Annotated in this window: 17 protein-coding genes; 9 read left to right on the top strand and 8 right to left on the bottom strand. The window is 73.3% G+C overall.

Annotation, left to right across the window (positions count from 1 at the left end):
- Nucleotides 1-282: 282 nt before the first annotated feature.
- The 3 genes from EAO76_RS39680 (at nucleotide 283) to EAO76_RS39670 (ending at nucleotide 2,641) form a co-directional block, all read left to right on the top strand.
- A complete protein-coding gene (locus EAO76_RS39680) occupies nucleotides 283-1,098 on the top strand; it encodes a sugar phosphate isomerase/epimerase (RefSeq protein ID WP_148841088.1) in 816 nt (271 codons plus the stop codon).
- Nucleotides 1,099-1,107: 9 nt separating this feature from the next.
- Nucleotides 1,108-1,749, top strand: coding sequence for an SGNH/GDSL hydrolase family protein (locus tag EAO76_RS39675; RefSeq protein ID WP_148841087.1), 642 nt, complete (start codon nucleotides 1,108-1,110; stop codon nucleotides 1,747-1,749).
- Nucleotides 1,750-1,861: 112 nt separating this feature from the next.
- Nucleotides 1,862-2,641: a hypothetical protein gene (locus tag EAO76_RS39670; protein WP_148841086.1), complete on the top strand. Its 780-nt coding sequence runs from the start codon at nucleotides 1,862-1,864 to the stop codon at nucleotides 2,639-2,641.
- Nucleotides 2,642-2,673: 32 nt separating this feature from the next.
- On the opposite strand, the gene EAO76_RS39665 is transcribed toward EAO76_RS39670, so the two are convergent.
- Nucleotides 2,674-3,708 (bottom strand): metallophosphoesterase, encoded by a 1,035-nt coding sequence (locus EAO76_RS39665; protein ID WP_187438983.1) that lies wholly within the window; start codon nucleotides 3,706-3,708, stop codon nucleotides 2,674-2,676.
- 176 nt (nucleotides 3,709-3,884) lie between these two features.
- Nucleotides 3,885-5,450, bottom strand: coding sequence for a serine protease (locus tag EAO76_RS39660; RefSeq protein WP_148841085.1), 1,566 nt, complete (start codon nucleotides 5,448-5,450; stop codon nucleotides 3,885-3,887).
- A 135-nt stretch (nucleotides 5,451-5,585) separates the two neighbouring features.
- Between EAO76_RS39660 and EAO76_RS39655 the strand changes: the two genes are divergently transcribed.
- The 3 genes from EAO76_RS39655 to EAO76_RS39645 all read left to right on the top strand — a co-directional run bounded on the left by EAO76_RS39655 (nucleotide 5,586) and on the right by EAO76_RS39645 (nucleotide 8,418).
- Complete coding sequence (locus tag EAO76_RS39655) at nucleotides 5,586-6,260, top strand: RNA polymerase sigma factor (RefSeq protein WP_148841084.1); 675 nt, start codon at nucleotides 5,586-5,588, stop codon at nucleotides 6,258-6,260.
- Complete coding sequence (locus EAO76_RS39650) at nucleotides 6,257-7,342, top strand: CU044_5270 family protein (protein WP_148841083.1); 1,086 nt, start codon at nucleotides 6,257-6,259, stop codon at nucleotides 7,340-7,342. Before EAO76_RS39655 ends, EAO76_RS39650 begins: the two co-directional genes overlap by 4 nt.
- 359 nt (nucleotides 7,343-7,701) lie before the next feature.
- Nucleotides 7,702-8,418, top strand: coding sequence for a bifunctional 2-polyprenyl-6-hydroxyphenol methylase/3-demethylubiquinol 3-O-methyltransferase UbiG (locus EAO76_RS39645; protein ID WP_148841082.1), 717 nt, complete (start codon nucleotides 7,702-7,704; stop codon nucleotides 8,416-8,418).
- On the opposite strand, the gene EAO76_RS45030 is transcribed toward EAO76_RS39645, so the two are convergent.
- The 6 genes from EAO76_RS45030 to EAO76_RS39620 form a co-directional block, all read right to left on the bottom strand.
- Nucleotides 8,415-8,582: a hypothetical protein gene (locus tag EAO76_RS45030; RefSeq protein ID WP_187438982.1), complete on the bottom strand. Its 168-nt coding sequence runs from the start codon at nucleotides 8,580-8,582 to the stop codon at nucleotides 8,415-8,417. The two genes, EAO76_RS39645 and EAO76_RS45030, sit on opposite strands and share 4 nt — an antisense overlap.
- A 143-nt stretch (nucleotides 8,583-8,725) precedes the next feature.
- Nucleotides 8,726-9,811: a C45 family peptidase gene (locus EAO76_RS39640; RefSeq protein WP_148841081.1), complete on the bottom strand. Its 1,086-nt coding sequence runs from the start codon at nucleotides 9,809-9,811 to the stop codon at nucleotides 8,726-8,728.
- 80 nt (nucleotides 9,812-9,891) lie between these two features.
- Nucleotides 9,892-11,337, bottom strand: a complete 1,446-nt coding sequence (locus EAO76_RS39635) for a cytosine permease (protein WP_148841080.1) — start codon at nucleotides 11,335-11,337, stop codon at nucleotides 9,892-9,894.
- Between the two features lie 422 nt (nucleotides 11,338-11,759).
- Nucleotides 11,760-13,337: a hypothetical protein gene (locus tag EAO76_RS39630; RefSeq protein WP_148841079.1), complete on the bottom strand. Its 1,578-nt coding sequence runs from the start codon at nucleotides 13,335-13,337 to the stop codon at nucleotides 11,760-11,762.
- A 207-nt stretch (nucleotides 13,338-13,544) separates the two neighbouring features.
- Complete coding sequence (locus EAO76_RS39625; protein WP_148841078.1) at nucleotides 13,545-14,597, bottom strand: polyprenyl synthetase family protein; 1,053 nt, start codon at nucleotides 14,595-14,597, stop codon at nucleotides 13,545-13,547.
- Nucleotides 14,594-15,661 carry a tetratricopeptide repeat protein gene (locus tag EAO76_RS39620; protein WP_148841077.1) on the bottom strand — a complete coding sequence of 356 codons (1,068 nt, stop codon included), beginning with the start codon at nucleotides 15,659-15,661 and terminating at the stop codon, nucleotides 14,594-14,596. The genes EAO76_RS39625 and EAO76_RS39620 overlap by 4 nt, the downstream gene beginning before the upstream one ends.
- 368 nt (nucleotides 15,662-16,029) lie before the next feature.
- On the opposite strand from EAO76_RS39620, the gene EAO76_RS39615 reads away from it, so the two are divergent.
- The 3 genes from EAO76_RS39615 (at nucleotide 16,030) to EAO76_RS39605 (ending at nucleotide 17,886) form a co-directional block, all read left to right on the top strand.
- A complete protein-coding gene (locus EAO76_RS39615) occupies nucleotides 16,030-16,488 on the top strand; it encodes a hypothetical protein (RefSeq protein WP_148841076.1) in 459 nt (152 codons plus the stop codon).
- 23 nt (nucleotides 16,489-16,511) lie between these two features.
- Nucleotides 16,512-16,703 carry a DUF6381 family protein gene (locus EAO76_RS39610; protein ID WP_148841075.1) on the top strand — a complete coding sequence of 64 codons (192 nt, stop codon included), beginning with the start codon at nucleotides 16,512-16,514 and terminating at the stop codon, nucleotides 16,701-16,703.
- A 154-nt stretch (nucleotides 16,704-16,857) separates the two neighbouring features.
- Nucleotides 16,858-17,886 (top strand): MsnO8 family LLM class oxidoreductase, encoded by a 1,029-nt coding sequence (locus tag EAO76_RS39605; RefSeq protein ID WP_148841074.1) that lies wholly within the window; start codon nucleotides 16,858-16,860, stop codon nucleotides 17,884-17,886.
- The last annotated feature ends 8 nt before the right edge of the window (nucleotides 17,887-17,894 follow it).

The following is a 17,894-nucleotide window of genomic DNA, read 5'->3' as shown; positions in this document are numbered from 1 at the left end:
GCGCCACCCCCTCACCACCGCCGACGTGGGACCGAACGCGACGTGAGCGGACCCGGGACGACCCGGAACGGATGACCGGAACACCGGCGAGGCGGCCCGCTCGGGGGCGGGTCATCTCCCCTTCCCGGACGACCGGGAACCCGACGCCGCACGGCCCCGGCGGGCGAGCCGTGCGAGACCATGGAAGAACCGCCGCAGGGCGGGCACGGAGAGGGAAGCAGTGACCATGAGAAGAAGCAGCCCGGTGCGACGCGACGCGTCCCGACCCGGCCGGGCGGCCCGATGAGCGGGCTGGGACTGTGCTCGGTCACCTTCCGGCAACTGCCCGCCGACGAGGTCGCGCGCCGCGCCGCGGACGCCGGGCTCGACCTGGTCGAGTGGGGAGCGGACGTGCACGCCCCCTGGACGGAGCCCGACACGGTCCGCGCCGTCCGCGACGCCTCCGACCGGTACGGGCTCACCTGCTGCTCATACGGCTCGTACCACCGCGCCGCCCCCGGCGAGACGGACGACTTCCCGGCGATCGCCCGCGCCGCAGCCCTCCTCGGCGCACCCCGGATACGGGTCTGGGCGGGTGGCACCGGATCGGACGCGACCACCCCGCAGGAACGGCGGGAGACCGCGGCCGGTCTGCGGGAGGCGGCCCGGATCGCCGCGGACCACGGACTGGAACTCGGGCTGGAGTTCCACTCGAAGACCCTCACCGACACCGTCGCCTCGACGGTCCGGCTGCTGGACGAGGTGGGCGCGGACAATCTCCGCACCTACTGGCAGCCACCGCTCGACGCCCCCGACGACGAGGCGCTGGCCGGGCTCGCCGCACTCGTCGAACAGGTCTGCGCGGTGCACGTCTTCTCGTGGTGGCCGGGCAACCACCGCCTGGAACTGGCCGAGCGCGAGGACCTGTGGACCGGGGTCTTCGACCTGCTGCACCGGCGGGGCGTACGGCCACAGGCACTCCTGGAGTTCGTGCCCGGCGGCGACCCCGCCGTACTGGCGCGCGAGACCACGACCCTGCGACGCGTGGCGGCCCACCGGCCCGGTGCCGCGGCGCGGACGAACGCTTCCCACCCCAACACCTCGACGCCAGGACGGTAGACGACAGACATGCGCATCACGGAGAAGGACACACTCCTGTTCATCGGTGACTCCATCACCGACTCGGGCCGCGACCGCACGGACCCGGCGTCGCTCGGCGACGGATACGTCCGGGGAATCGCGCGGACCCTGCGCGACCGGGCGGGCACCGGACCCGGCCCCGCCGTCATCAACCGGGGCATCAGCGGCCACCGGGTGTACGACCTCGAACCCCGCTGGACCACCGACGTCATCGACCACCGGCCCACCGTGGTCACGGTCAAGATCGGCATCAACGACACCTGGCGGCGCTACGACCAGGAACTCCTCAGCCCGGTCGACGAGTTCGAGGCATGCCTCGACCGGCTGCTCACGGAAACGGAACGCAGGCTGTCCGCACGGCTGGTCGTCATCACCCCCTTCCTGCTCCCCGTCACCCCGGGGCAGGAGGACTGGTTCGAGGACCTGGCCCCCCGCACCGACGCCGTCCTGCGCACCGCGCTCGCCCACGACGCCCTGGTGGTCCGCGCGGATCTCGTGCTGCCCCACGCCGCCGAGGACAAGGGCGCGGCGGAACTGGCCCCGGACGGGGTCCACCCGACCCCCCTCGGCCACCGGCTGATCGCCGACGCCTGGTTCGCCGAGGTCGACGCGGCCCCGTCGAACCCCTGACGCCGCCAGGTACGGGGAGCGCGGCGACACGTGCCGCTCCCCGTACCGTGCCGCTCCCCGCCTCGGGGCTGCCCACCGGGTGTCGCGCCCGCCCCGATGGGAGGAACTCCCGGTGGATCTCGCCCTGACGATCGTCCTCGGCATGTCGGCCGTGATCGCGGGCGGGGCGGCGGTCCTCCTCTGGACGCTGGTGGTCATGGAGCTGCGCGACCGCACCCCGCCGGGCCCGCACGCCCCCCAGGAGCACATCGCGGTCGTGCTCCTCAACCGCCCCGATCCCGAACGGCCGCGCCCCGACACACCGTTGGAGGCCGCCCGCGTCGTCGGAACGGAGATCCTCACCTGGGGCGGTGTGTCCACCGGTGACACGCACGGCCTCCGGGTGATCGCGGAGATACCCGCCGCCGACGGCGCCCCCGACACCCTCGTGCACGGATACCGCCAGGTCCCCTCCGTCCGGGACGGACGGCCCCGGGACGGCACGCTCATCGGCGTCCGCCGCTTCCCCGGCCGCGGACACCTCGTGTGGCTCGACAGCGGAGCCGACGCCCGTACGCTCGCCGTTCGCGACGCACGGGCGCGCACCGCGGCCGGTCCGCTCCCGGAACACGCCGCGCGGATCGTCGAACACGGAACCCGCACGACGGCACGGATACGGGAGGTCCGGATCGGAACCGACCGCGTCGGCGCACGATGGCACACCATCGTCCGTGTCGAACTCCCGGGAGGCACCGTCGGCACCGCGACCGGCCACTACCTCCCGGAGGAACTGCTCGCCCTCGTCTCCACGGACTCGGCACGGGTCGCGTGGAACGACACACCGACAGCCACCGCCGCCCCGGTGGTGTGCGTCCTCCTCCCCGGCCCCGACCGGGGAGGGGAGGAACGCTGACCGACCGGTGACGGCGGCCGTCCGGTGCCGGATCAGGAACCGGTGTGCAGCGGCACCGTCAGCTGCTTGAGCCATGTGCCCGTGGTGAAGTCACGGGCCTTGATGACGACGGAGTGCGCACCGACCTCGACCTGGAGTCCCTGGTTGAAGGCACCGCCGAGGGAGACCTCGCCGCCCTTGCCGTCGTCCATCCAACCGACCTGCACGGCCGAGGTGTTCACGACGGTGAAGCCCTCCAGATTTCCGGTGCCGGGGACGACACGGCGCACCACCCAGTCGGACAGGTTGAGATCCCAGTGGGTGTGCCCCGAGAAGAGGAACACGTCCTTGTGCCGGCCGAGGATCGACAGCAGCCGGTCGGGCTGGAGGTAGTCGTTGAGGTAGAGCTTGTTGTGGGTGCCCGACACCGTGTTGGGCAGCGGGTGGTGGGTCAGCACCATGACGGGCCTGCGGCGACGGGCCCAGTACGCGAGACGGTCCTCCAGCCAGGCGAACTGCGCGTCGCTGATCCACACCTCGTCCCACAGCTTCGCGTCGTGGTAGTGGGAGTAGCGCTCGGTGCCCAGGCTGAGCACGGGCACACCGCCGAACGACGTCTCCGAGTAGACCTTGTTGCGGCCCGCGAAGTTGTAGAAGCTGCGGAAGAGCGAGTCCTCCGTCGTGCCGTTGGGCCAGGTGGCCTCCGCGAGCGTGTTGGGGTCGCTGTACTTCGGCACGTAGAACTCGTGGTTGCCGATGGCCCACGCCACGTTCCTGGGGTGCGGGTGGCGCTCCAGGGTCTGACGGACCGCCGCGTACTCGAAGTCGTAGCCGCGCGGGGTGATGTCACCGGCGATGCCGAGACCGGCGCTGCCGGGGTTGATGCGGTGCAGATCGTCCAGGGCCCTGCCGAAGTCGGCCAGATCGCCCTGGATGTCACTGATGATGTTGAACCGGACGGTCCGGCCCCGGTCGGGCCGGCGCGGCGCGGCCTCGGCCGCGGGGGCCGCGAGCCCGGCACCGGCGGCGAGAGCCCCGCCCACCAGCGACGCACTGCCCGTCGTGGCCATGAACGATCTGCGATCCATCGGTACTTCCTTCGTCTGCGCACCCCCGTCGGATGGGACGCGGGGAGTGTCGCCGACGAGGGTTGCCCCTCGACGTACCACGGGTGTCCGTGACCTGAACTGTGCGGCCCGATGGCCAGATGAATGCCCCTCGGGCGTGCGGCAGTCGGGGCCGCACGCCCGAGGGGGTCACCGGATCACCGCGTTCGGTAGGCGTCGACGACGGTCTGGGCGAGGGTGCGCCCCTCGGTGTCGGTCAGTTCCGCGCGCAGCGAGACGCCGGTGTCCGCGCGCGGGTTGCGGACCGTGACGGCGCCGCGCTCGACCGGGAGCCGGGTCCACGAGGCACCGCCGTCCGTGGAGACCGACACGTCGAGCGAACGCGTCCGCCCGTGCGCGGCGGCCCCCAGCACGGTGACCGGGACCCGCAGCGTCGTGTCCGCCGCCGCGGTACCGGCCGTGTCGAGCACGGGCGAGAACCGCACGACGCTCACCGGCACCGGGGCGATGCCGGCCGTGGTGTCCGAGACGAAGGTCCACGACGCGGTGACCCCGGTGGCGGTGCCGGGCGCGCCGCCGCGCCGCACGGTGCTGGTGACGCGGTACGTCGCACGCCCCGGCGGCAGGGTGAACCGGGCCCGGCCGGGGGAGCCGGTCCGGGTCGCGACGAGCACCCCGTCGCGGTACAGCCGGGTCGACGCCGCGGCGTACGCGGGCGCCGACGGCACATGACCGTCGCCGTCGGCGAGCAGCGGGACGTCGACGGCGAGTTCGTCGCCGTCGCGCACGACCCCCGGACGGTCGGTGAGAACGGGGCCGAAGACGGCGTTGTCGAAGGTGTGCGTGGTCGTGGCCCCGGCGCGCACCACGACCCCGTCGGCCGCGTACCGGTTGGAGGGCGCGCCGGGGGCGCCCGGGGCGGTGTAGGTGATGTCCCAGGTGCCGCGCCCGGGGGTCACGAAGTGGGTGGCGGTGCCGGGCGGCGTCAGCCGCTGGGTGACGCCGACCGTCGGCCCGGCACTCGGCTGCAGGTCGACGGAGCCCGCCTCCGTACCGCCCGGCCGGGCGGCGGCACGGATCCGCACCGTCGCCAGCTCGTCGGCGGAGGGATGCCGGGTGAGACCGGTCAGGGCACGGGTGCCGGTGAAGACGTAGCCGAGCGCGTACCCGGCGGACCCGGCCGTCCAGTACGAGTCGAACCACTGCTTCACCGAGCCTGATTCGGCCGCGGGGCCGAGGTGCGCGACGCGCAGTTGTGGCGAGGCGAAGATCCGGTTGAGGAGCCGTTCCGTGCCGCCGTGCGTGACCCGGACGAACATCCCGCTGTGCAGGAAGCCCGCGGAACGGTCCGGCGGCCGTACGTCGACGGGGGCGGCGGTCCGGGCGTCGACGGTGACGGTGGTGTCGCGGTCGAGGTTCAGACGCGGCTGCACGATCCAGTCCGTGCCGGCCGAGCCGTCGCCGGGAGTCAGGGAACTGTCCAGCAGATAACGGCCCTCGGGAAGCCGCACCGTGGTCGTGCCGGAGGCGTCGTGGAGCCGGACGACCTCGTCGGCGCCCGCCCCGGAGATTCCGGTGACGGTGGTTTCGTGGTCCCCGGTCGGGCGGCCGGAGCGGTCGAGGTGATGGATCGTGAGGGTGTACGTCTCGGGCGCCGCGGCGAACGCCGCGGGGTTCTGAAGAGGTGTCAGGCCGCCGACCAGGGCGACGGAGAGGGCCAGGGTGCGCAGGGCGCCCCGGCGGGACACGGAAGGATCGGTCATGACCTGCACTGCACCGGCGGGCCCCCGGGTTCCCGTGAGCCGCGTCACTCCGGGCGCGGGGACCGGTCCGCGGGTGTGTCGCACGTCACGGGAACCCGCGTGACGGACCAGGCAGAACAGAGTGTGGAATCACTCATGAGGACCCGCTTCCGCAGCGGAGACCGCGACGCCCTGGGGGAGTTGTACGACGAGCACGCCCAGGTGCTCCACCGCTACGCCCTGCGGGTGACGGGCGACTGGGCGGAGGCCGAGGACGTCGTCTCGGCGACCTTCCTGGAGGCGTGGCGCAGCCGGGAGACCCTGCGGCCCGACGGGGACGGCCTGCGCCCGTGGCTGCTGGGCATCGCCACCAACGTCATGCGCCGCGACTCCCGCGCCCGCAGACGCCGCGAGACGGCACTCGCCCGCGTCCCGGAGCGCGGTTCCGTCCCGGACTTCGCCGACGACCTCGTCGCGCACCTCGCGGACTTCGAGCAACTGCGGGCCGCGCACCGGGCGCTCGGCCGGCTGCGCCGCCGCGACCGGGAGGTGTTCACCCTCGTGGTGTGGGAGGGCCTGGACTACGCCGCCGCGGCCGAGGCTCTCGGCGTGCCGGTGGGCACCGTCCGGTCACGGCTGTCCCGGGCCCGTGACCGGTTGCGCGAACTCACCGCGAAGACCTCCTCCGCCGCCGCACGCACCCGGCCCGCCCCGGCCGACACCGGCCGCCCGGCCGCGACGGGACGCCGCGAGCACCCCACCACCCCCGACCAGCCGGTACCGGGCCGCATCGCGGCGGCCCGCCCGTCGATCCAGGAGAACCACGGATGAACCCGACCCCGCGGCGCCGCACCCACCACCGGCCGGAGGAGGACGAACGGCGCGACCTCGTCGACCTGTTGCCCCCGCCGCGAGTCCCCGGCCTGGCACCCGACCGCGAACGGCTGCTGAGGGAAGCCCTGTTGCGAGAGACGGATCCCGCCGCACCGGCCGCCGCCCCCCGCACCGCCGGGACCCCGCGTCCGCGCCCGTGGCGGATCCGCCTCGTGGCACCGGCCGTCGCCTGTGCCCTGGCGGTCGGCGGTGTCGTGGCGGTGAACCTCCAGGACACGCCCGGACGCGCCGCCCCGGGCGCGGACGGTGGCGCCCCCCGCGCGTCCGGGGCGGCACGCCTCCTCGACCGCATCGCGCTCGCCGCCGCGCGGGAGGACCGCCCGACGGTCCGCACCGGCCAGTTCGTGTACGTCGAGAGCAGGGTCGCCCATGCCGCGCAGAGCGCCGGGGGCGGCCCCGTGACCATGCCTCCCGTGCACCGGCGGCAGGTGTGGCTGTCGGCCGACGGCAGCCGCCCCGGCCTGCTGCGCGAGGCGGGGCAGCCCGACTCCGTCCTCGACGCCGAGGGGCCGGTGCAGAACCTCGACGGCCCGGGGGCGACACCCCGGCCGGGCACCCTGCACGGCTCCGCCCCCTCGATCGACGACCCGACCCACGCGTACCTCGCCTCGCTGCCCACCGACCCCGACGCCCTGCTGAGGCTGATCCGTGAGGAGACCCGAGGCCGGGGACCGGACCCGGACCAGCAGGCGTTCACCACGATCGGCGACCTGCTCGCGGAGAACTGGGCCCCGCCACGGGTCGGCGCGGCGCTCTACCGGGCCGCCGCGAGGATCCCCGGCGTCACGGTGGTCCGCGCGGCGGCCGACGCCACGGGACGCGAGGGCGTCGCCGTCGCCCGCACGGCACACGGGCGGCAGACGCAGTGGATCTTCGACCGGACCACGTACACGTACCTCGGGGAACGCACGGTCCTGTCCGGGACCGGGGACGCGGGCCCGGCGGGGACCGTCGTCGGCACCTCCGCCGTACTGACCAGGGCCGCGGTCGACCGCGCGGGCGAGACCCCGCCGCGCTGACGGGCCCCCGTCCCCTGCCGGACGCGGATCAGGAAGGAGTGCGCCGGAGAAGTACGTCGTGCTGTGCTCGCGCTGCGCCGCCCGCCCCCGCCCGTTGCCGGGAGCGGCCGGGGCGCGACCGTCCCGAGCACGGCGCGGCCCTGCGCGACCTCACCGAGCGGGCCCCGGCGCACACGCACCGCCACCCGGGCTCCGGACACTGCTGCGTCGAACTCGGCTCCGGCCCGTGGACGGCGGCACGGACCCGTGGAAACATACCCGCCCGCCTGCACGTCCAGTACTGCGACACCTGGTGAGAACAGGCGCGACGGCCCGGCAGGGGAAAATCCTTCGAGCCCGTACCGTGCAAGAGGAGAGGCATGACGCAGACAACGGATCCGCGGTCCTTCGACCGGTTCGCCCTCGACTACGACCGCTTCGTGAGCCTGCTCCCGGGGCAGAACACCGCCTGGCTGCGCGGACTAGCCCCGGCGGGCGGGCGCGCCCTGGACGCGGGCTGCGGCTCGGGGCACGCGGTCGAGGCCCTGGCGGGCAGCTTCGAGGAGGTCGTCGGCCTGGACCTGAGCCGCCCCCTGATCGAGATCGCCCGGGCCGGAAGGGCCCGGCCCAACGTGCGCTACGTGGTGGAGGACCTGCTGGACCTGGAGGACGAGGAGGGCTTCGACCTGGTCTACAGCCACACCATGTTCCACCACCTGGACGACTACCGAGCGGGCCTGGAACACGTGAAGGGACTTGTGCGGCCCGGCGGTACCGTCGCGCTGATCGACAACGTGTGCGACCAGTACCCGACACCGCCGCGCAAGGCGTACACCTGGCCCGCGTTGTGGAACTTCCCCGGCGAGATCCGCCGGGTGGGGCTTCGCGACGCCTGGTTCCAACTCCGCTTCTGGCACAGCCGTCCGTGGCTGGCGCACCTCCTCAGCGACCGCTACCTGTCGCGCGAGCAGTTCCGCGAGCTGTACGGAAGCGTCTTCCCCGGGGCCCGGTTCGACGACCTCGGCTTCGCCCTGGCGATGGCCTGGACCGCCCCACCGGGAGAACGCGACGGGGCCCGCACGCGGGACACGGCCTAGATTGCTTGCCCGGCTTCCTCGTCCTCCGCCCGGCGCTCGCCCTCCGCCTGGGACGGCTGGGTGCGGGTGGTGGCGGGGTGCCGCTCCTCCGCCGGATCCCTGTCCTCGTCCAGCCGCTCGCCCTCGGCCTGCGAGGGGGTCGAGTACTCGACATCCTTGATCATGATGGCCGCCTCCGGGATCGGGACGCGTGCCTGCACGGCGCGTGGTGCCTACAGACCGAGCCTATCGCTTCACCCGGCAGGGCGTCGGCGAGCAGTGGGTGGTGGGCGGTCCTGCGTCCGGGCCGCCCACCACATCGGTGCCGTCAGGCCGTCAGTGTGCGCGGGGGCCGCTCGCGGGCGTCCAGCGGCGAACCGTCGACGACACGTGCCGTACGGCTGCCGGGGTCGAGCATGACGGTGGCGAGCGTCGCCCAGCGCTGGCCGAGGAGGAGCGTCATGTCGGGCACGCAGCACAGCTGCGGCTCTCCCGGGCCGGAGACGAGGAACTCCAGCAGTTCGTCCGGGTCCTGCGGCTGCGGCTTCGGGTCCCGGGCGAAACGGGACGCCACCAGGGCGTGGCGGTCCCCGGAGTCGGGCTGGTAGAGCTCGGTCTTCTCGGCGGTGCGGGGCACCGGGCTCAGGAAGTGGTTGGTCCGGATGAGGGTGCCGTCGGTCGGTTCGATCACGAACACGCCCACCGGGGTGATGTCGGTGGTGACGGCCGTCGTCAGGTCGAAGAGGGTGAAGGAGCTGGAGGCGGTGACGGGGGCGGACCGGACGGTCTCCAGCGCTTCCGCGACCGACGCGGCCTCCTCCAGCACGGTGGCGGCGAGGAGGTGGACGGGGACGCCGCCGACACCGTCCTCGCGGTGCCCGAGAATGTTGAAGTGCAGGGCGAGACCGGCGCTGTTGACACCGATCTTGCCCAGGATCCCGTGCTCGGTGATGCCGACCACGTCGTGGCGCCCGCCCCGTATCTCGTGCGTGTGCCAGTGCGGCGCGAGCTCCACGTGCCAGTCCCAGGTCTGCACGCCGAAGGTGCGCACAGCCGCCGGGTCCGCCCCGAGGCACCGGGCGATGGTCGAGCACTCACCGGGCCGCCCCGTCCCGCTCTGCGCGAGGATCTCCGTGCGTGCGTTGAGGGCGGCGATCCGCCACGGCTCCACCCCGGCACCGGCGGCGACCCCGTCCAGCTCCTCGCGCAGGCGCGGCCGGAACGCGCCGACCGCGTCCGCGGTGCGCAGCGCGTCCTCGCGGACCCTGTCCTCGGGGAGGCCCGCGAGGCGGAAGAGCCGGTCGTAGATCTCCAGTCCGCCGGTGAGGGTGTCCCGGAGCTGTTCGCCCCGCTGCCGGCCGCGTGCGAACGGGTCGGTCGCGTCCACGCGGATGTGCTGTCGTTCGGTGTTCATCTCTTCCTCGTGCGGTCTGGTGTCGGGTGATGCCGGGTGATGTCGTGCCCGGCCCTCGTGGGCCGGGCAGGCCGGGGCGGTCAGTGCGCCCGGGAGGCGGGGGAGGGGAGGTGGCGGCGCATGAGGATCGCGTGGACGGCGGCGGCGATCGGCATGCCGACCGGGAGTGCGAGGTCGAGTCCGCCCGCCGCGCGGGCCAGCGGCCCCGTGTACAGCTCGGTGCTCACGCACAGGACGGCGGCCGCGGTGCCGGTGACCAGGGCGGTGACCCCGGCCCGGTTGACGCCTCCGGTGTACCAGTACGCGCTGTTCGGGGTCTCGTCCATGAGCGCGGGGCCGTCGTAGCGGTTGCGGCGCAGCAGGATGTCGGTGGCGTAGACGGCCATGCCGGGGCCGAGCAGGACGACGGTGAGCTGGAGGACGTTGCTGACCGTGTCGAGGAAGTCGGACACGAGCAGGGCGTACAGGGTGAGCGCCACGGCGACGAGTCCGTACACCACGACGCTGAGGGAGCGGCGGATCCTGATGCCCACGGCCTGGAGGGCGAGCCCCGAGCTGTAGGTGGTCATGGCGTTGATCGCGACGGCGCCCACGACGAGCGAGACCAGGAAGACCGGTGTGAACCAGCCGGGCAGGATGCCTTCGAGCGCGGTCTGCGGGTCGGTCATGTCGATCGCGGTGCCGGCCAGCGTTCCCAGCGCGGTGACCACGACGCTCGGGACGAAGCCGCCGAGCGCGGTCCAGCCCGCCACCTGCTTCGGGGACGTGGCGGGCGGCAGGTAGCGGGCGAAGTCGGCGCCGTTGTTGAACGACAGCGGGCCCGAGGCGACGAGGGCGAAGCCACCGAGGAGGGATGCCCACAGAGGGCCGCCGTGGAGCGGTTCGGCGGGCGTGTAGTCCCAGTGGGCGTGCCGCAGGACGCTGACTCCGACGACGGCGAAGACCGCCACCAGGACCAGCGTGATCGGCAGGTACAGCTTCAGGATCGTGGCGTGGCCGTAGACGCTGATGGCCAGGGTGAACGCGGCGATGGCCGCCACCGTCACGATCTTGACGCCGGTGTCCGGCTCGATTCCGGCCCTCCGCAGGAGGGAGAAGGCGGCGATCGCGGCCGCGGACAGGTTCAGGGAGACGTAGCAGAGACAGATGGCCCAGCCGGTGATCGCGGTGTTCACCCGGTTGCCGCGGATGCCGTACATCGTCCGCGTGATCACCGAACTCGGTGTGCCCGACACGGGGCCGGAGACGGCCAGGAGCCCGACGAGGGCCCAGAACAGGTTGCCCACCACGATCACGGCGAACGCCTGCAGGAGGGTCAGCCCCATGAGGACCAGGGCGCCGCCCATGACCAGGCACAGGTAGTTGACGTTCGCCGCGGCCCAGACCGAGAACAGCTCCCGGGGACGGCCGTGACGCTCCTGTTCGGGAACGTGGTCGATGCCGTGGGCCTCGATGCGTCCGGCCTGCTCGGACGTCGGGCGAAGATCCGGGACAGCCGTCTGCGGGCCGGGGGCCGTGGAAGTCATGCGCGCCTCCGCGTGGTGGGCGTACCCACGTACTGGTCTATTGGTCGCACACTCAATAGCATCGGCGGCGTGGCGTCAAGGGTTCACCGGCCATCTGTCCGGAAGGCTCCGACCGGCTGACGTGCGGAAACGTTCGAGTCATATGCTGCTGCGGCGGCGGGACCGGGAGGGGCGGAGGTGGTCCGCCGTGCTGGACCGGTAAGATGCTCCGGCGGCAGGCCCCGGGACGTCGGCCGTCGCCGGTCGGCCCGGACGGGGCGGTGGTAAGCGGCGGGTCGACGGGGCCGGGCCGGGTGTTCTCGCTCCCGGGCCCCGGAGCGGGCGGGTTCCTTCGCTGCCGTGACTGCCGATGGGCGTGATTCCGGTGTCCTGGCCGGCCGTCGCGCGGGGCGTGCGGCCCGTACGGGCCGCACGCGCGGTCCTCAGAGCAGGCCGACGCGGTCGACGGCGCAGGTCCCGGGGGTCGTGGTGCTTTCGGGACGCTGCCCCAGGTGTGTCAGCCGGAGCACGTTGGTCCCGGACCGCAGGGACACCCCGGCGAACTCCGGTTCGTCGTAGGCCGCGACGGGGCTGTACAGGTCCAGTGGACCGCCGACCGGGGTTCCGTTCACCGACAGCCGGTAGATCCCCCTGGAGTAGTGCCGTTTCACCCGCAACCGCAGGGTCCGCCGACCGGATTCCGGCAGCCGGAACTCGCACGAGAGCGTGCCGCCCGGGGCGTTCGGCGTGAACAGCAGGCCGCGGCCCGCACCGCACTGCGGGTCCGTGAAGACCTCGGTGCGGCCGCCCGTGGTGGTGGCCACGAGGTCCTCCGCCTCCGCCTCCCACGCCGCCGGGCGGGGTGCCCAGTCGCCCCGCGAGTCGCACAGCACCACGCGGGTGCGGTCGGTGGCGGCCTCGGTGTCGGTGTAGGCGACGAGGCGGCCGTCGGGCGAGAAGGCCGGGTGCGGATGGCCGGGATGGGCCGAGCCCCAGCCGGCCGTTCCCAGCGTGCGCGGCGGGTGCTCCCCGGTCAGGTCCACCAGTGCCACGGTTCCCACCTGGCCGAGCGTCGAGCCCTTGCGGCCCATGGTGTCGGTCACGGCCCAGCGGCCATCCGCCGTGAGGTCGCAGTGGTCGTAGGCGCCGTTCGTCGCGGAGGGACCCCGCGCCAGCAACCGGGCGGGGCGGCCGTCGGGATGGACCATCCACAGCCCCGCCGAGCTGCTGCCGATGCCCACGACGAGGCAGCCGGTGTCGGCCCGGGACTTCCACACCTCATGGGTTCCGATGGGGACGCCGGCGGCGTCCTGGTCCCAGATCGGCTTGCCGTGCGGCGCGTGCACCGGGTGCAGTGCCCAGGAGCGGACCTTGCCGCCGAGCGAGTAGCCGATCCACTCGGGGTCGTGGGCGCTGTACTGGAAGTGGGTGGCGAACACACTGCCGGAGAAGACCTCCCGGACACGGCCGTCGAGGAGGCCGATCTCCACCGTCTTGGTGGGACCGGCGGCGATCGGCGCCGGGTAATGGCTGCACAGGACCCTGTCCCCCGCCGGGTGGAGGTTGACGACCACACTGAGCGCGCGGCCCGTCGGCGGTGAGTAGAGCTTTACGGGAGTGGGCGCGGAGGCGGCCAGGCCGACCGACCACACGGCGTTCTCGGCGCAGGTGACGAGGTGCCCGGAGTGGACGTTCCACCAGACGAAGGGGTTGCGGTCGTCCGCCGGGGTGGCGAAGCGCGCCAGGAACCGTTCCCGGCCCGAGCGCAGATCCACCTCCCACAGACTGGTGGCTCCGGTCTCCCGCTGGCCGAGCACGATGCGTTCGGCATCGACGAAGCCGTTGTGGGTGGGGTACGTGAAGTAGCGGCGCTGGGCGAACGAACTCAGGAAACGCGACTCGAACCTGCCGGTCCCCGCGGCGACGGCTTCGGCGGGGACCCCCGCCCCCAGGGAAAAACCTGCGGTCAGCGCGGCCAGCCCGGCCATGCGGCCGAACCCTCTTCGGGTGATCTCACTCATGGCGTCCTCACGGTGGGAGGCGCTCAGCTTCGGACCCGCCGACAGACGAAGTCAAGGTACTAATGCGAATTAGTCGAGTCGGTTCGGGGCTCGGACACCGTCCGTCCAGGTCGTCGGTGTGCCCTCGGGCCTCGCCGCGGGGTGAGGAGAGGAGCGGCCGGGGCCGGGAGGCCCGAGGGTTGCACTACGCGGGGTGTGGCGTCCTGGTCACCCGGTGCGGTCGACGACGAACGGGAGCAGCCCGAGGATCTCGCCGAGCGCGGCCGGAGCGAGCGGAACGTCCTCCAGGCTCCGGCGGGCCTGCTCCAGCTGCTGCTGGGCCTCGGTCAGCACGGCGCGGCGGCCGCCCGCCTCCTCGACGAGTCCGGCCGCCCGCCGGGCGGTGGTGTCGTCGAGCGGGATTCCGGTGTCGAGCAGCGCGGCGAGCCGCCGGGCGGCGGGGTGGTCCGTGGTCAGGGCCGCGAGGACGGGGTACGTCTTCTTCAGCCGCCGCAGATCGTTGTGCACGGGCTTGCCCGTGACCTCGGGATCCCCCCAGATCCCGAGGAGGTCGTCCACCGCCTGGAACGCCACCCCGAGATGCCGTCCCGCGCGGGTGAGCGCCTCCGCAGTCGTGGCGGGTGCCCCGGCGAGCACGGCGCCCAGCCCCGCCGCGCAACCGAGCAGCGCCCCCGTCTTGTGCTCGGCCATCCACCGGTATTCGTGCGGCCGGACCGCCTCCGGACCGGTCCAGGGCCGGGACTCGAAGAGCAGGTCGTCGGCCTGGCCGCGCACCAGTTCGGTCAGGGTCCCGGCCAGCAGCCGCACCGCCGCCGCGCCGTGCGGTCCGGGTGCCTCGGCCAGGGTCTGCACCGCCGCGGCGAAGAGCGCGTCGCCCGCGAGGACCGCCGGACCCGTTCCGTATGCCTTCCACGCGGTGGCCCGCTGCCTGCGGGTCTCGTCGCCGTCCATGATGTCGTCGTGGATGAGGGAGAAGACGTGGATCAGCTCCACGGCGACGGCGCCGACGACCCCTTCCCGCGCCGGCGCCCCGGCCGCCTCGGCGCCGAGCAGCGCGAGGGCCTGGCGCAGTCCCTTGCCCTGCGAGCCCGGTACGGGGGTGCCGTCCGCCGCGTTCCAGCCGAGGGAGAAGGCGGCCATCTCGGCGTGCCACGGGTGCAGGCGCCGCACCGCCCGGACGAGCGCCGGGCGCACGAGGTCGCGGCAGCGGGCGAGCACCTCGGGCGGGGTGGCCCGCTGGGTCACTGGCGAGGGCGTCATCGGCGTCCGCCCTCCCCGTCCGTGCCGGCACCGGCACCGGCCGGTGCCACCCCGAGTTCGGCGTACGCCTTGTCCACCATCTCCCGGGCGTTGAGCAGGCCTATCCGGTCCAGGGTGCGGCGCAACTCGCCCAGGTCCTTCGCGGTGTCGTCGCGGTCCCGGCCCAGCCGTGCGAGCGACTTGACCAGACCGAGCCGGGCCAGCGCCTCGCCCCGGGGCTCGGTCATGTCGCGGAACTCCGCGAGCGCCTCCTCGTACATCGCGCGCGCCTCCTCGTACCGGCGGGCACGGAAGAGGACATTGGCGCGCATCTTGTGGTTGTAGGCGAGCGCGCTGGACAACTTCATCTCCCGGCACGTGAGTTCGGCCTCCGCGAGCAGGGCCAGCGCGCGCTCCGGCTCGTCCCGCAGGGAGACGATGTCGGCGATGCCGCGCAACGCCCATGCCCGGCCGCGCCGGTCGTCGGCGTTGCCCGCGAGCTCGGCCGCCTCCTCGAACATGGCCAGGGCGGTGTCGAGCGAGCCCGTGTTGCGGTGGATCTGCGCGATGCCCTCCAGGGCCCACACGGTGTGGCGCGCCTCGCCGCGTGCGCGCGCCTCCGCCAGCAGCTGTTCGTGCAGGGCGGCGACGGTCCGGTAGTCGCCCTGGATCCGCCCGGTCTCCGCGAGACCCGCGAGCGAGTAGCCGCGGGCGACGATGTCCCCGCCGCGCTTGCCCATGTCGGCTGCGAGGCCCAACAGCCGGAAAGCCAGCCTGAGTTCGCCGCGCTGGCGGGCCAGCGTCCCGCCGCTCCACAACGCCCAGGCCATCGCCCCGAGGTCCTCGGCCGAGCGCGCGGCCCGGTAACTGGCCTTCCACGCCAGGTCGGCCTCCGCCACGTTGCCGAGCCTGCGGTGCGCCTCGGCCACGGCGAGATTGCACCGGGCCACCTCCCCGCCGGATCCGGAGCGTTCGGCCTCCTTCAAGTGCCGTACGCCTTCAGCCAGTACGTCCGTGAGGGAGGAGTTCACCGACATCTTCGTGAGGGCGCCTTGGTACTCGGGCGCCAGTGCCTTGCTGTGCATGGGAACCTTTCGCGCGTGCCCGGGACGGAATCCGAACAGCTATACATAATGTGTATACATGAGGTGTATAGCTACCTGGTGTGCTGACCCGGGCACTCGTGGGGTTTTGACATGACCTGTCACTCGCGGCGAACCGCCTTGCTGTGGATCAAGACGACGTACGCGGGCCCCGGGTTGCTCGGTGGGCAACAGAAGTCGACATCACCGGTACGGGAGTGCTGCGCCCCGGCGTCCTGGCGCGGGGTCCGGCGCGCCGCACGGCCGGACGCCGGGTGACTCCGCCGGGGCCGGGGACTCCTTGCGGAGCGCCGATCGCGCCCACTGGATAAGCTCGACGAGGGGCCGGTACCAGAGGGACGGAGGCTCCCATGACGACAATCGAACCGCGCGACGTGCCCCCTCGCCTCGCCATCGGCGCGTTCGTCCTCAACTCCGGCCTGGGCAAACTGAAGGCCGACGCGGAGACGGCGCAGGGCCTGCACGGCATGGCCTGCGCCGCCTACCCGTTCCTGCGGCGGATCGAGCCCGAACGGTTCACCCGGCTGCTGGCCTGGTCGGAGATCGCGGTCGGCGGCACCCTGCTCACCCCCTTCGTGCCGACGCGACTGGCGGGGCTGGCGCTGACGGGGTTCGCCGGGGGCCTGGTCGGGCTGTACCTGCGGGTCCCCGGAATGCGGGAACCGGGCAGTCTGCGGCCCACCCAGGACGGCACCCCCCTGGCCAAGGACTTCTGGATGCTGGGCATCGGGCTCGGCTTCCTGGGCGCGAAAGCCCGTTCCGCGGCCCCGGGTGCTTGCCGGTGCCGACGGCACCGGTGCCGGGGCTGAGGAGAACCACCCAAGGAGCGATCATGAGCGAGTCGGACGAACTCCGCAGCCGTGTACGGCAACTGCGCGCCAAGGCGAAGGACTTGAAGGGCGAGGCCGAGCGGGCCACCGACCCGGAGGAGCGTCGGCGCCTGGAGGACAAGGCCCGCAGGATCGAATCGGAGAGCGAGCAGGTGAGCGGCATGGCGAGCGGGGACATCTACCCCATGGAATGAAGGCCCATGAAATGAAGGCCGGGCGGCGCGGCCCCGGAGCCGAGGAACCGGGCGAAGGACAGGGAAAGGCGGAAGGCGGGGAGAGCGGCGGGCGGGAGAAGCAGGGGCGGGGAATCCTGGCGCCGCACGGGTGTTGCACAAGGGTGTGAGTTCCGTGATCGCATCCACCCGGTTTTCCGTGCTCGACCGTTCCCGCACCCGCGAGGGGCACGACGGCCCCGAGGCGCTGCGCGACACCGTACGTCTCGCCGAGGAGGCCGAGGCGCTCGGATACCACCGGTTCTGGGTGTCCGAGCACCACAGTGTGCCGGGCGTCGCCGGTTCCGCGCCGACCGTGCTGGCCGCGGCCGTCGCGGCGGCGACCTCCACCATCCGGGTCGGGACGGGCGGGGTGATGCTCCCCAACCACCGGCCCATGGTGGTGGCCGAGCAGTTCGGCGTACTGGAGTCCCTGTTCCCCGGCCGGATCGACATGGGCATCGGCCGCTCGGTCGGCTTCACCGACGGCATCCGCAGGGCGCTGGGCACCGACCGGCCGGCCGCCGACGACTTCGCGGCACAGCTGGCCGAACTGCTCGGCTGGCTGGACGGTACGCAACAGGCCCACCCACAGGTCCACGCCCGCCCCGCCGAGGGGCTGCGCATACCCCCGTTCGTGCTGGCCACCGGGGAGGGCGCCGGCATCGCGGCGGCGGCCGGGCTGCCACTGGTGATCGGCGACCTGCGTGGCCGGGAGAAACTGCTGCGCGCCGTCGAACGCTACCGACGGGACTTCCGCCCCTCCGCCCGGGCCGCGGAACCGTACGTGGTCGTCGCGGGTACCGTCGCGGTCGCCGGAAGCGCGCGGGAGGCCCGGCGGCTGCTGATGCCGGAGGCGTGGTCCATGGCGCACTCCCGCACCCACGGAGTCTTCCCGCCGCTCGGCCCGCCCGACCGGATCGGGGCGAGAACCATGACGGAGAAGGAGCGCCGCTTCTACGAGGACGGGCTGAAGGGCCACCTCCAGGGTACGGAGGACGAGGTCGCCGCCGGTCTCGAAACGGCCATCGAGGAGACCGGCGCCGACGAGGTGCTCGTCACGACCAGCACGTACGACCGGGCGGCCCTGGTGGACTCGCTGCGCCGCCTGGCCCGGATCGCGCGGCTGACCCCGCACGGGGGAGCACCGGCCGCGCTGTCCTGACGGCACCG

This window comes from Streptomyces sp. sk2.1, assembly GCF_008120935.1.
GTDB lineage: Bacteria > Actinomycetota > Actinomycetes > Streptomycetales > Streptomycetaceae > Streptomyces.
This window is presented reverse-complemented; position numbering and strand designations above follow the sequence as displayed.